Source organism: Oceanicaulis sp. (assembly GCF_965249665.1).
Taxonomy (GTDB): domain Bacteria; phylum Pseudomonadota; class Alphaproteobacteria; order Caulobacterales; family Maricaulaceae; genus Oceanicaulis.
The window spans coordinates 1,405,719-1,419,214 of sequence record NZ_OZ252247.1 but is presented as its reverse complement, the minus strand read 5'-3'; the positions used below and the strand labels follow the sequence as shown (position 1 = coordinate 1,419,214).

General features: G+C 61.9%; 10 protein-coding genes. 3 read left to right on the top strand and 7 right to left on the bottom strand.

Annotated elements, in window-relative coordinates; translation table 11 throughout:
* Positions 1 to 78: 78 nt before the first annotated feature.
* Entirely contained in the window at positions 79 to 846 is a 768-nt protein-coding gene (locus ACP154_RS06780; RefSeq protein WP_421860579.1) for an enoyl-CoA hydratase/isomerase family protein, read from the top strand.
* Positions 847 to 1,309: 463 nt separating this feature from the next.
* Here ACP154_RS06780 and ACP154_RS06775 read toward each other — a convergent pair whose 3' ends face one another.
* Positions 1,310 to 2,509, bottom strand: a complete 1,200-nt coding sequence (locus ACP154_RS06775) for a methionine gamma-lyase (RefSeq protein WP_421860581.1) — start codon at positions 2,507 to 2,509, stop codon at positions 1,310 to 1,312.
* Between the two features lie 114 nt (positions 2,510 to 2,623).
* On the opposite strand from ACP154_RS06775, the gene ACP154_RS06770 reads away from it, so the two are divergent.
* Entirely contained in the window at positions 2,624 to 3,079 is a 456-nt protein-coding gene (locus tag ACP154_RS06770; RefSeq protein ID WP_421860583.1) for an Lrp/AsnC family transcriptional regulator, read from the top strand.
* Between the two features lie 4 nt (positions 3,080 to 3,083).
* On the opposite strand, the gene ACP154_RS06765 is transcribed toward ACP154_RS06770, so the two are convergent.
* Positions 3,084 to 3,701, bottom strand: a complete 618-nt coding sequence (locus ACP154_RS06765; protein WP_421860586.1) for a class I SAM-dependent DNA methyltransferase — start codon at positions 3,699 to 3,701, stop codon at positions 3,084 to 3,086.
* A gap of 239 nt (positions 3,702 to 3,940) precedes the next feature.
* Between ACP154_RS06765 and ACP154_RS06760 the strand changes: the two genes are divergently transcribed.
* Complete coding sequence (locus ACP154_RS06760) at positions 3,941 to 5,749, top strand: ABC-F family ATP-binding cassette domain-containing protein (RefSeq protein ID WP_424993773.1); 1,809 nt, start codon at positions 3,941 to 3,943, stop codon at positions 5,747 to 5,749.
* A 270-nt stretch (positions 5,750 to 6,019) separates the two neighbouring features.
* Here ACP154_RS06760 and ACP154_RS06755 read toward each other — a convergent pair whose 3' ends face one another.
* The 5 genes from ACP154_RS06755 to ACP154_RS06735 form a co-directional block, all read right to left on the bottom strand.
* The gene (locus ACP154_RS06755) at positions 6,020 to 7,099 is read right to left on the bottom strand and encodes a DUF2855 family protein (protein ID WP_421860591.1); all 1,080 of its coding nucleotides are present in this window, start codon (positions 7,097 to 7,099) and stop codon (positions 6,020 to 6,022) included.
* A gap of 57 nt (positions 7,100 to 7,156) precedes the next feature.
* Entirely contained in the window at positions 7,157 to 7,912 is a 756-nt protein-coding gene (gene ppk2 / locus ACP154_RS06750; protein ID WP_421860594.1) for a polyphosphate kinase 2, read from the bottom strand.
* 37 nt (positions 7,913 to 7,949) lie between these two features.
* The gene (locus tag ACP154_RS06745; RefSeq protein ID WP_421860597.1) at positions 7,950 to 9,473 is read right to left on the bottom strand and encodes a flavin-containing monooxygenase; all 1,524 of its coding nucleotides are present in this window, start codon (positions 9,471 to 9,473) and stop codon (positions 7,950 to 7,952) included.
* Between the two features lie 80 nt (positions 9,474 to 9,553).
* A complete protein-coding gene (locus ACP154_RS06740; protein ID WP_421860599.1) occupies positions 9,554 to 11,227 on the bottom strand; it encodes a carboxylesterase/lipase family protein in 1,674 nt (557 codons plus the stop codon).
* A gap of 126 nt (positions 11,228 to 11,353) precedes the next feature.
* Complete coding sequence (locus ACP154_RS06735) at positions 11,354 to 13,462, bottom strand: TonB-dependent receptor domain-containing protein (RefSeq protein ID WP_421860601.1); 2,109 nt, start codon at positions 13,460 to 13,462, stop codon at positions 11,354 to 11,356.
* Between the last annotated feature and the right edge of the window lie 34 nt (positions 13,463 to 13,496).

Here is a 13,496-nt window from a genome sequence, read left to right as displayed (position 1 = left end):
CAGCTAGCGTGGCGCCACAACCAATCAGGCTTGCTGCGGTCGCCCTTGTGAATGCATGGGCGACGCAAAGAGGCGCAGATGACTTACGATTTTATCCAGACCCTTCGCGACGGCGCCGTGCTGACCATCCGTATGAACCGGCCTGATGCGATGAATGCGCTGATCCCGCCCATGCTCGAAGAGCTGATCGACGCTTTTCACCGCGCTGAACACGCCAACGGCCCATCCGTCATCATCGTTGAAGGCGCAGGCCGTGCGTTCAGCGCCGGGGTGGATCTGAAAGTGCTCTCCAGCGCGCAACCCAAGGCGGGCCGGGTCGGGTCTGTGTTTGACGAACCCGCCAGCCGGGTGATGCAGGCGGTGCGCGCCAGCTCCAAACCCGTGATCGCCAAAGTCCATGGCGCCTGCTTCACCGGGGCGCTGGAATTCGCCCTGCATTGTGATTTCATCCACACGACGCATGACACAAAATTCGGCGACACCCACGCCAAATTCGCCATTCGCCCCACTTGGGGAATGAGCCAGACCCTGGTGGATGCGGTGGGGCTGCGCCGCGCCAAGGAAATCTCCTACTCCGCGCGCACGTTCAGCGGGGCGGACGCCGCCGCCTGGGGCCTCGCCAACGCCAGTCATGACAGCCAGGACGCGCTGGACGACGCCGTCGCCTCACTGGCCAAGGACATAGCGTCAAACGATCCCGCGACCGTCGCCGCCTACAAGACACTGCACGCCATCGCGGAAACCCATGACGTGCCGGCCGGCATCGCGGCGGAAGGCGCCAAGGACTTTCCCGACATCACCGACACGCTCAATCGGATTGGCGGCTTTCTGCGGGTGGTGAAGTAGGGGGCTCGTCCCGTTAAGCTTGGCTTGTCCCGCAGCATCCAATTCCCCTCTTTCCCGGCGCAGGCCGGGATCCAGAGCCGAAAGTGCAGCGCTAGATGATCTCTGGGTCCCCGCCTTCGCGGGGAAAGAGAGTGAGGGGTAAGGGGCAATCAGAAACACACGTCATTCAACGGTTTATCCGGTGAATCCATGCCGTGACCTGTGATCTAACCAACCGGCATAGGTCCCCCGGACCAGCCGGGGGATGACATGTTTGAGGCGATAGCAATCGTCATCCTGACGAAAGTCAGGACCCAGGGGATCACCGAGCGCCAATGGGTCCCGGATCAGGTCCGGGATGACGATTTCGAGGGATGATACTGAATTCCCACAGCGACAACCCGGGACCTCCCTCTGCGAAAAGCGCCTTATCCTGATGGAGGCCCCGGCTCGGCGCTGCGCTGGGCCGGGGTTTCACCCCACCCTAAACCATCAGCGCCTGTTCCAGATCGGCGAGAATGTCGTCGGCGTCCTCCAGCCCGACCGACAAACGGACCAGCCCGTCTGAAATGCCGTGCAGCGCGCGCTCTTCAGGGCTGTAGGCTGAATGGGTCATGGAGGCCGGATGCTGGATCAGGGTTTCCGCATCGCCCAGGCTGACCGCGCGCAGCGCCAGTCTCATGGCGTTCATCATCTTGACGCCGGCCTCATAGCCGCCCTCAAGCTCGAACGCGATCATGCCGCCGAAATGGCGCATCTGGGCCTTGGCGAGCGCGTATTGAGGGCCGTCTTCCAGCCCCGGATAGGCCACGGTCCGCACCTGGGGGTGCGCATTGAGCCAGCGCGCCACGGCCAGACCGGTCTGACTATGGCGTTCCATGCGCAGGGACAGGGTTTTCAACCCGCGCAGGATCAGCATGGCGTTGAACGGCGACAAGGCCGCGCCCGTCATGTCTTTCAGGCCATAAAGCCGCACCCGCTCCATGACGTCCTGAGCACCCACTGCGATCCCGGCCACCAGATCGCCATGACCGCCGAGATACTTGGTGGCGGAATGGACCACCACATCGGCGCCCAGCTCAATCGGCCGGGTGATCAACGGCGTGGCGTAGGTGTTGTCGACCACGGTCAGCACGTCATGAGCGCGCGCGACCGCTGACACTGCGGCGATGTCCACCAAGGTCATGGTGGGGTTGGCGGGGGTCTCGAAATAGACAACGCGGGTCTTGTCGCTGAACGCGGCGATCACCGCATCGATATCGCTCATATCCACATGGCGCACCGTGATTCCGAACCGGGCCAGCCCATGGTTCAGAAACGAAAAGGTGCAGCCATACAAAGCCTTGTCGGCAAGGATTTCATCGCCCGGCTCCAGAAGGCTCCAGAGCACGGACGTGATCGCGCCCATGCCCGAACCAAAGCTGACGCCCGCCGCCGCGCCTTCGAGATCGGCGATGCGGCGCTCGAGAAGGTCGAGCGTCGGGTTGGAGATCCGAGTGTAGAAATGGGCGGGTTGCTCGCCGGAAAACGCCGCGCCGGCTTCCTCCACCGTGTCAAAGGCGAAGGTTGAAGACAGATGCAGCGGCGGGACCAGCGCGCCCCCTTCCTGGGCCGGCTCATACCCCGCATGAATGGCGCGGGTGGAAAAACCGGGTTGGCGAATGATTGGCGCTGATCCGTCCACGATGGTGTCCTCCCTGATTGACACCGTGGCAGACTACAGGGCAAGGACAAGCAGAGGCTTGCCATTTCAGCCTCAAACTGTGTTCAAATTGGCAGATTATGCTAACATGCGCCCATGGACAGCACAGATCGACGTCTTCTCACAGCGCTCCAGCAAGATGGACGCATCAGCAATCAGGCCTTGGCTGACCAGATCGGCCTGTCGCCCTCGCCCTGCTTGAGGCGCGTGCGGGGGTTGGAGGAATGCGGGCTGATCATCGGCTATGCGGCGCTTCTGGACCGCGCCAAGGCGGGCCTTCCGATCACCGCTTTCCTGCGGATCAAGCTGGCGAACCATGCCCCCGCCACAGTCAGCGGCTTTGAGAAGGCGATCTTGCGGCTCGATGAGGTGCTGGAATGCCACCTCACCTCGGGAGCGGAAGATTATCTGCTTCAAGTCGTGGTCGACAGCCAGGCCGGGTATGAGCGTTTCATGCGCGAGCGGCTGCATCCGGTGCCCGGCATCGCCGCGATTGAAACCAGCTTCGCCTTCGGCACGGTCAAGCGGACAACGGCGCTGCCGCTGGACTGAGCCCTCAGACAGGCTCCAGCACCACAAGCCGGCATTTGTGGACGTGATAGTCCGCCTCATCCGCCTCGCGGATCTTCACCTTGCCGGATGCTTCCAGCGCCTTGAGATGGGTCGGGTATTGATCTTCGTCCCAGACATCCTCATGCACGGTCGCGACAATGCTGCCGCCCGGACGCGTGATGCGCACCAGCTCGTCAAAGCCTTTCGGCCCCACATGGGCGTGGGTGAACGCGCCCACGCAAATGATCGCGTCATAGGCGTTGTCAGGATAGTCGAGCGTTTCGGTCATGTCCGCCTCGCGCAGGTCTTCATAGACCTCCTTGCGACGGGCCAGGCTCAGCATGTCGGGGGACAGGTCCATGCCGTCTATGTGGACATAGCCGCGCTTGCTCAGCTCAAGACCGGCGAGCCCGGTCCCGCAGCCGGCGTCCAGAATCCGGATGGCGGTGTCGGGATGGAGCGCACGGAGTTTGTCGCTGGCCACGGCCGGCGCCACATAGCCCATGCCGTCCACCGTATCTTTGTCATAGTTCTCCGCCCAATCCTTATAAGCATCTCGACACTCTTCAGGATCGCCACTCAAGTTGTAAATCCGGTCAAGAATCTCATTTTCAGATTTCACGGGTCTTTCTCCAGCAGCTTTGAAGTCCATTACTTATACCCGGAACCGAAGCCGGAATCCAATTCATGCGCTTAACCACTATGTCTAAATCGATTTTTCAAAATCCAGAATTTTTATATGAATTTTTCTTTTCAGATTGCACCGTGTATTCGAACAACTTGACGGGCGCGCATATGAAACGGGGCGCATCCTGATCTGGGAGGGTGACAGCGTCCCGGCCCTCCGCTAACGGCTAGGGCATGTCCGCACCGCTCCTGACCCTCACCGACACCCGCCTCACTTTCGGGGCCACGCCCCTGCTCACCGGCGCCGATCTGATCGTGCGCGAGAATGAGCGCATCGGCCTTGTGGGCCGGAACGGCTCGGGCAAATCCTCGTTCCTGAAAATCGCGGCCGGGATCATAGAGGCGGATAGCGGCGAGCGCTTCGTGCATCCCGGCTCCACCCTGCGCTATCTGCCGCAAGAGCCTGACCTCACAGGTTATGACAGCGTCATCGCCTATATCCGCGATGGTCTGGCGCCCGGGGACGACGCCTATCGCGCAGACTATCTGGCCGAGCATCTGGGTCTGGATCCCGAAGCGGATCCGGCGAACCTGTCAGGTGGCGAAGCGCGCCGGGCCGCGCTGGCGCGGACGCTGGCGCCCCAGCCCGACATCCTGCTTCTGGACGAGCCGACCAACCATCTTGATCTGCCTGCGATTGAATGGCTCGAAGGCGAGCTGAACGCCCATCGCGGCGCGCTGGTTCTGATCAGCCATGACCGGCGCTTTCTGGAGAACCTGACCCGCCAGACCCTTTGGATTGATCGCGGGACAACCCGGCGGCTCGATCGCGGCTTTGCGCACTTTGAAAGCTGGCGCGACGAGGTGTTTGAGGCCGAAGAGCTGGAGCGTCACAAGCTGGAACGCCAGATCGCCCGCGAGGAAGACTGGATGCGCTATGGCGTCACCGCCCGCCGCAAACGCAATGTGCGCCGGGTCGGCGAGCTGCAAGCCATGAAGTCCGATCTTAAGAATTGGCGCGGCCCGCAAGGCGCCGCCAGCCTGTCGGTCAGCGAGGCGGACCGCTCTGGCAAGCTGGTGATCGAGGCCGAGCATATCAGCAAAGCCTATGACGGACGCCCGATCTTCACAGACCTGTCCATCAAGGTCGCCCGCGGCGACCGGATCGCCCTTGTGGGCCCCAATGGCGCGGGCAAGACCACGCTGATCAAGGTGCTGACGGGGCAGATCGACCCTGATGCAGGCACGGTGAAGCTGGGAACCAATCTTGAGATCGCGAGCCTCGACCAGCGCCGCGCAGCGCTAAAACCCGATTGGACCGTCACTGAAGCCATCGCGCCGGGCGGCGGCGAACGCATCGAGGTCGCGGGCAAGACCAAGCATGTCCAAGCCTATATGAAGGATTTCCTGTTCAGCCCTGAACAGGCTCGCACGCCGGTGCACGCCCTGTCTGGCGGTGAACGCGCCCGACTGATGCTGGCGCGAGCCTTGGCGCTGCCGTCCAATCTTCTGGTGCTGGATGAGCCGACCAATGATCTTGATCTTGAGACGCTCGATCTTCTGGAAGAGCTGATCGGGGACTATAACGGCACCGCGCTTTTGGTCAGTCACGATCGCGATTTCATCGACCGCACCGCCACCCTGACCATCGCTTGGGAATCTGATGGCGTCTGGCAGGTCTATGCCGGCGGCTATTCCGACATGATCGACCAGCGCGGCGAAGGCGTGAAAGCGCGCAAAGCCGAAGAGAAAGCCGCCCGCGCCAGCAAGGCGAAGACCGACAAACCCAAACCCAAATCCAGCGGCAAGCTGAGCTTCAAGGACAAGCACGCGCTTGAAACCCTGCCCGGCGAAATCGAACAGATCGAAACGAAACTGGCCCAGCTCGAAACCGAGCTGGCGGACGCAACCTTGTTCATGAAAAACCCCGAGCGCTTCAACGCCGCCACAAAAGAACACGCCAGTCTCACCGACGACAAAGCCGCCAAGGAAGAGCGCTGGCTGGAGCTGGAAATGCTCCGCGAAGAGATCGAGGACGGCTGAGACCGCGCGAAACTCGCAAAGCGCGCCCGCGGCGTCATACACATGCCACATCTCTTCCCCCGCGCAGGCGGGGGCCCAGAGCCGGATGCGCTGCCATCCGGTCTGACCAGCAACCATCGCGACGCCTGTGAGCGTCCCTCTCCCATCTCTGAGGGGAGAGGACAGGTGAGGGGTGAGCGGATATTGATTTCTCAAGCGCTCTGCAAGCTGAAGCGCACCCCCTCACCCAACCTCTCCCCCTTGTCTAAGGAGGAGAGGGGAAACCATGACTTACCCCAGCTTGATCGTCATGGCGGCAGCAGCGTCGAAATTGCCCTCGATCAGCGCGTCATAGGCTTTGAGCGCCCCTTCGCCGCCCGCAAGCTCCTGCTCTTCAAACAGACTTTGACCCGCTTTAACAAAGCTCATCCAGGCCGCGCCAAAGCGGCGGGCGAATTCCTCGCCGCCCCAGGCTTTCATCCGGTCGCGCACATGATCGGGCGCAAAGAAGAACACCGGTTTCGGCCCCGGCATGGCGCCGGGCGGCGCCGAGTTCTCCCAATGGGCGCCGCCCACGCGGATATTGCCAATGAGAGCATCTGCGAGCGTCTCATGGATGGCCATGTTCACCTTGGAATCGCCGGCGAAATCCACCACCAGACGACGCGGCTCTGGTTTGAACCCTTTGATCTCGTCATAGGTGCTGACCACATCATAATAGCCAGTGCGCTCGACAAAGCCCTTGTTCCGCGCCGAGGTCAGCGCCTCGATTTTCACGCCTTCGGGAGGGTCAGCATGCAGCAGATGCGCGAGCGCCAGCGCTGTCTTGGAGGAAGCGCTTGTCAGGGTGATCTGGCCTGCGCCCAGACAGTCATGATCACGCAAATGCAGGTCAATCAGAAAGGAAGTGATAAACAGCGGCTGCAGCACCATTTGCGCGGCTTCGCGCTCGGGCGCATAGCCCGGATCGCCTGCGCAGCGCACATAACGGTTATAGGCGCCCGGCAGGTCCGCGCGATGGGGTGAGACTTCCTGAAACGACCCGGGCTTCACGGAATCCACGGTCAGGACGACTTCGTCCGCCGCCGGCCAATAGCCATAGACCCGCTCGCCCACGTCAAGCCCGGACGCTTTGCTCTCCGTCACATCGGCGAAACCCCAGACCGGCAGGCGGCCTGTGCCGTCTTCGGCGGGGAAGAAATCCCAATAGCGCATGGGCGCGCCGAACGCGGCGTAGGTGATATTGTTCGCCGTCAGTGCAAAACGCTTGATCGCCAGCCGCGCCTGCCCGTCGCTCAGCGGCTGCGGCTGGGTTTCCACCAGCTTGGCGTCAGAAATATCAGCTTTATTGATGGCCAGGGCCCAACCCATGACGTCCTCCCCAATTTGCACGGACGGTGATCCGCCTCATCGCCTGTTAGTTAAGCACTAATGTTCCAGAAAGTCTGTGGGTCTGTCACCCTTTGACCAAAGACGCAACACAGCCGGGTCCGCCGGCTTAAGCGCAGAGGGATATTCAATGCCGGGAACGGCGGACAGCAGATCCGTGATGACCGCCAACCGCGCCGCGCGTTTGTCATCGGCCTTCACCACACGCCAGGGCGCAGCGTCGCCTGTGGCGGCCAGCATGGCGTTGCGCGCCTCGGAATACGCGTCGAACATCTCCAGCGCCACAGCGTCGATGGGCGAGATTTTCCAGGTTTTCAGAGGGTCGGTCTTGCGCGCGTCCAACCGCTGCGCCTGTTCGCTGCGGGAGAGGTCGAGATAATATTTGAGCACAATCAGCTCATCATCCACCAGCAAGGTTTCAAACGGGTCCACATCGCGCAGAAAGCGCACATATTCCTGCTCGGAGCAAAACCCCATCACCCGTTCGACCCCGGCGCGGTTATACCAGGACCGGTTGAACAGAACCATTTCGCCCTGTGACGGCAAATGATTGACCCAGCGCTGGAAATACCAGCTCGCCCGATCCCGGTCAGACGGCTTGCCCAAGGCGACCACGCGGGTTTCACGCGGCGATTGATGCTGCACGATGCGCTTGATCACACCATCTTTGCCAGCGGCGTCGCGCCCCTCGAAAATCACCAGGAGCTTGCGGTTATCCGCAATCAGATGACGCTGCAGCGCCACCAGATTGACCTGAAGCTCGTAGAGCCGAGCTTTGTATAAATCCTTGTCCATGGCGCGAGCTTGGCGCGTTTATCGCCATGCGCCAAGCCTACTCCGCCGCCTGGCGGAAGGGCTCCTTGGCGTCAAACACCTGATCACCCGCCGTGCCAAAGCGCACATGGCCGTCCGCCAGCTTGCCAAAGCGGATCGCCAGCATGTCCTGGATATAGTTTTGATAGGTCCGCCAGGGCGTCGACGCCCCCTGACGCGGCAGAGTGGGCAAGGCGCGCTGAACATACCCTGAGGAGAAATCCAGAAGCGGCAAGGTCTCAAGATCGGCCGGCGGAACCGGGACCACATAATCAAGATTGCGCGTCTTCATATGGTTGATCAAACGGCACACACGCTCCGCCGTCAGATCCACTTTCAGCGTCCAGGACGCATTGGTGTAGCCAAAGGCCAAGGCCGCATTGGGCACGCCTGACAGCATCATGCCGCGATAGGTGACATGCTCGGGCGCGTTGAAAGTCTCGCCATCCACGCTGATGTCGATGCCCCCGCCCACCAGCATATCAAGACCGGTGGCGGGAATGATCAGATCCGCTTCCAGCGTTTCACCCGATTTGAGCGCGATGCCGGTCTCTGTGAAGCGCTCGATCTGATCGGTGACGATGTCGGCCGCGCCCGATTTCAGAACATCGAAGAAATCGCCTTCCGGCGCCAGACAGAAACGTTGATCCCAGGGGCGATAGCTGGGTGAGAAATGCTTCTCGACATCAAAGTCTTCGCCCAGCTCATCCTGGATCGCTTTGAGAACGCCCTTTTTCACCCAGTCCGGCCAGCGCCGCGACATCTGGAAGATCAAGATGGCCTGCAGCACATTCTTGATCCGTGTCAGCCCATAGGCGGCTTTCGATGGCAGGATCTTGCGCAGGAAATCCGCTGTCTTGTCCACCGAGGGCCGGGCCGCGACATAGCTTGGCGAGCGCTGCAGCATGGTGACATGGGCCGCCTTCTCCGCCATGGAGGGCACCAGCGTGATCGCCGTCGCGCCCGACCCGATCACCACCACGCGCTTGCCCGAATAGTCATACGCTTCAGGCCAGAGCTGAGGGTGGATGATGTCGCCCTTGAAATCCGCCATGCCGGGAAAGTCCGGCATATAGCCGCGCTCATAGCGGTAATACCCCGAGCACAGCACCATGAATTTCGAGCGAAACCGCTTGATCTCGTTTGAGCCGTCGACCGCGACTTCCAGCGTCCAGCGTGCGTCCTCGGTGCTCCAGTGCGCGCCGACCACCTTATGGCCATACCGGATATGTTGGGAAATGCCCGCCTGTTCCGCCGTGTCCTTGACATAGTTGCGGATGGAGGGGCCGTCGGCGAACACCTTGCCGTCCGTCCAGGGGCGGAAGGCATAGCCAAACGTATACATGTCGCTGTCAGACCGGATGCCCGGATAGCGGAACAAATCCCAGGTGCCGCCCAACGACTCGCGCGATTCAAGGATCAGATAGGACTGGTCCGGGCAGCGATGCTGCAGATGCCACGCTGTTCCGACGCCAGACAGGCCAGCGCCGACAATCAGCACATCAAGTTCCGCCTCGACGGGCGTCGAAAGGGTTGCAGACATTTATTCCTCCCCGGCGGCTTCGCCGCTCATTAGACGGGTAGTGAACACCGTTCACCCCCTGTCTGCAAGGGGTATCGTTCTCAAGCCGCGCAATCGGTCTGCGTCAGGATCTGATCTTCCAGTTCATCCCGCCAATTGCTCAGCGCCTGCGCCGCCCGGCAGATCTGCGCCGCGTTCAGCGCTGGATCAGAGCTGAGATCTGATAACAGCAAAGCCAGGCTGTCTCTCCCGTCCATGAGCTCAGGCGATGGCGCGTCAAAGCGCATCAGCTCGGGGTCAGCGGACCAGCGGGGCCAGTCCGGCCCGCCCGCGGCGCCCGGATCGCCCTCTCGCGCGAACGCCGCCCAATACGCGCCCATGCTGGCCGCCAACGCGTCCCGGCGGTCTTCATTTCTGCGGTTGAAGAGCGCCCGGTCCAACTGTCCGAAGAAGTCAAAATGGTTGAAGACAAACGGAATTTCCATCGCATGGGCCGCGCCGAAAATTGTCGACAAATCCATGGTCAGAAGTCGCCCGCCCTCGTCCCAGTCAAAGCGGTAAGCCCAGATCGCGTCATGGCCTGCGCCCGACATGCGCGCGGCCGCCTGATCGACCGCCAGAATGCGCCAGAGCCGCGACTGGTAATGGCTCAACCGGTCATAATAGGCCCTGTCCCGAATCGAAATCAGCAGACCAAAGCGCCGTCGGGTCAGGTCATCATTGAGCGCATTGAACAGCTTCATTTCATCGCGGTTCGTGCCGGTGATCACGGGCACGGCGTTGAACGTGTCCAAGCTGTCGAACGCACTCGCCAGACCCTCACGCGGCAAGCTCACCCCGTCTGCGATCACGCGCGGCAGCTCAGCGCGCGGGTCGCCCAGATTATAGGCGTCAAAAACGGTCTGCAGCGACAGGGCGCGCAAATCCTGATCGCCACCCGCCGCTCGCATACGATCCGCTGCAGGTATCGCGCTGTTAACGTCGCCAATCCGAGCCTCATCCAGCGGAACACTGTCAAAGAAGCCCGATTGCACGATGGCGCGGTGAAACAGGCCCGACGCCAGTGGTGAGGCCAGCAGCGCCGCAACATTCTGGCCGCCCGCGCTTTCACCAAAGATCGTCACATTCTCCGGATCGCCGCCGAACTGCGCGATCTCTTCATGTATCCAGTTGAGGGCTGCGATCTGGTCCAGCAGCGCAAAATTGGCGCCCTGGCCCTCATCAATGTCGGGATGCGCGAAGAAGCCGAGCGGTCCCAGGCGGTATTGAACCACCACCACGACAACGCCTTGCTCCTGCGCCAACTTTGAGCCGTCATACTGGCTGGCGTAACCCCAGGTGTTTGATCCGCCATGGATCCACATCATCACCGGGAGCCCCGCTGCGCCAGACTCAGCAGACGCAGGCGCATAGACATCAAGTTTCAGACAGTCTTCTGCGCCAAGAAGCGCGCCCACTGGCAGGCCGGTGGTTTCCGTACTCAGACGATTGACGATCTGCGGACAAGGCTCAGGGTGGCTGACCGCCTGGAAGAGGTCGTCACGGGACAGCGCCGGTTGCGGCGCGCGCCAGCGATTGTCGCCGGCTGTCGATTGCGCATAGGGCACGCCCAACCAGGTCGGAGCGCCGTTCTCACTGAAAAATCCGACCACAGGGCCTGAAGAGAGCCGTCTTTGGGTGTCAGGATCCGGCTCTGGCGCGGGCTCGACACTTGTACAGGCAGACATCACGAACACTGCGGACAGAGCCGCCGCCAGTTTCAACCCAAAACGCATGAACACTCTCCCCGACACGTCTTTGCCGGACTGTGTCCCGGCTGGGACCCAGCAGCAAGCCATGAATGAAAAAAGGGCGCGTCCGCGTCCGGACGCGCCCTTCATGGGACAGGCGTCAGGCCCTCTCTACCAGGCGCCCGTCCAGGTCAGGTCAATGCGCACGCTGCGGCCCGCTTCCGAGACGCCCGCAAAGACGCGCTCATAGTCTTCGTCAAAGACGTTATCGACGCCGAGATTGATGCGCAGCGGCTGATCCGCCAGCGGCGTCCAGGCCGTGTACAGATCCAGCACAGCATAGCCGTCACGCGCCTCAGAGGCCTTGTTCGATTTGTCAAAATCAGCCGCAAAGGCCACCCGGCCACCCAGAGTGAGACGCTGAGGTTCGAACGTGTAGCGCGCGTTCACGAACCCCATCACAGGCTGTAGCGCGCCCAGCGGCTCGCCTGTCGCCTTGTCCTCGCCATCCACTTCAAAGACCGAGCCGGACAGCTCGAACGCCCCCACCGAATAGGCCGCCGCGATTTCGAAACCCTCGAGCTCCGCTGCCGCCAGGTTTTCCGAGAAGGTGGTCCCCGCCGAGCAGGGCTGGAAGGGCGGCGCAAAGCAGGTCGGGTTGAACGCGAAATCCACATTGAGATTGATCAGGTCTTCCGCTTCGGTCTGGAACCAGGCGCCCTTGACCTCAAACCGGTCATCGCTCGTGAACAGCCCCTGACGGCTGAAGGCGGCGCCGATTTCGAAAGTTTCGGTTTGCTCGGGCTTGAGGTCCGGATTGGCGATGAAGCTGTTGGTGATGAAGACCGGCGCGCCCAGGATCGGATGCGGCAAGGAGAAGTGGGTGTCGCTGAGATACAGCTCATTCAGGGACGGCGCGCGGAACGCCTCGGCCCAGCTGCCGAACAGGCGCAAATTGTCATTGGGCGCCCAGGTCGCGGCGATGCGCGGAGAGACCGCTTCATCGTCATTGCTGTCGGCCTGGTCTGACTCGCTCTCAAATTGGTCAAAGCGCACGCCGGGCAGAACAATCAGCTCACCCGCCGCGCCCAGATCGAGCGTGCTTTCAAGCTGCGCCCAGACACCGGTGAAGCGTGTGGAGCCGGACGGCACGCCGCCGCGCTGGCCGTTTGGAGTGGCGGAATCCGTCCCCTCCTGCTCGTCCTCATACCATTCCGCCCCGGTAACGAGCGCCATGTCGAGCCCGGCTAAGGCGAACTCGGCGCGGTTCTCCGCCCTGATGCCGGTAGTGGTCAGATCGCGCTCGATGAAGCGGTTGATGCTCTCATCGGTTTCATCCACCGCGCCGATATTGTGATAGAGCGTCGTCTCAAGATTGATCAGCGGGTTAGACGGGGCAAAACTCAGCGTCGCGCGCAGGCTGTCAGAGGACACGTCCTTGTTCATCAGGGGGTTAAAGCTGTTCACGCCCGCCGCGCCCTGACCGTTATTGGGCTCGACGCTGTCATTGCGGAAGCTCAACCAGCCTAATTCCAGCTCAAGGGCGTCGCTGATATCCCACTCGCCGCCCAGAAGGCCGGAGACGATATCATCCTCAACCGTCAGGGCGTCGCCCGAACCCAACTCGATATCGCCGGACTGGCGCAGGCTGAGCGCGGCTACGCCCTCAAAGATTCCAGTTTCGCCGACCAGCGCCACCGAGCCGCGGCTTTCTTCATTGACAGAGCGATAGCCCGCCGAAGCGCGCACGCCAAAGCGTTGACCGTCATCCAGAAGATCGTCGGCTTCGAGGGTTTCAAAGGCGATCACGCCGCCGGCAGCCCCCGATCCATACAAGGAGGAGGCGGAGCCGCGCACGCTTTCCACCCGCCCCAGCAAGGCGGGGTCCAGAAACAAGACGCCGTCATGGGCGCTGTTGAAGTTCTGACGGGCGCCGTCAATCAGCAAGGTGACGTTTTCCCGGCCCAAGCCGCGCAGGCTCAAGGTCTGCCCGGTCCGGCGCGGCCCGCCCGACACTTCCAGCGCAGGAATGTCTTCCAGCAATTCAATCAGGTCGGTGGGGCGGTTCTCGTCCAGGGTCTCCAGCGAGATAGCGCTGGTCAGGCCCGGATAGTCAAAATTGGTCAGCTGGGTGCGCGTGGCGGTGACCACGATCACATCACTGGCTTCAGCGCCGGGCCCGGCGTCAGCTTCGGCCAGAGCCGGCGCCGTCAGCGCCAGAAGTGAGACGCTTGCCGCCAGCCAGCTGCGCCCGTCGGATTTGAAAATCATTGATGTCATGTCTCGCCCCTGATTGCGAACCGTTCTCATTTGC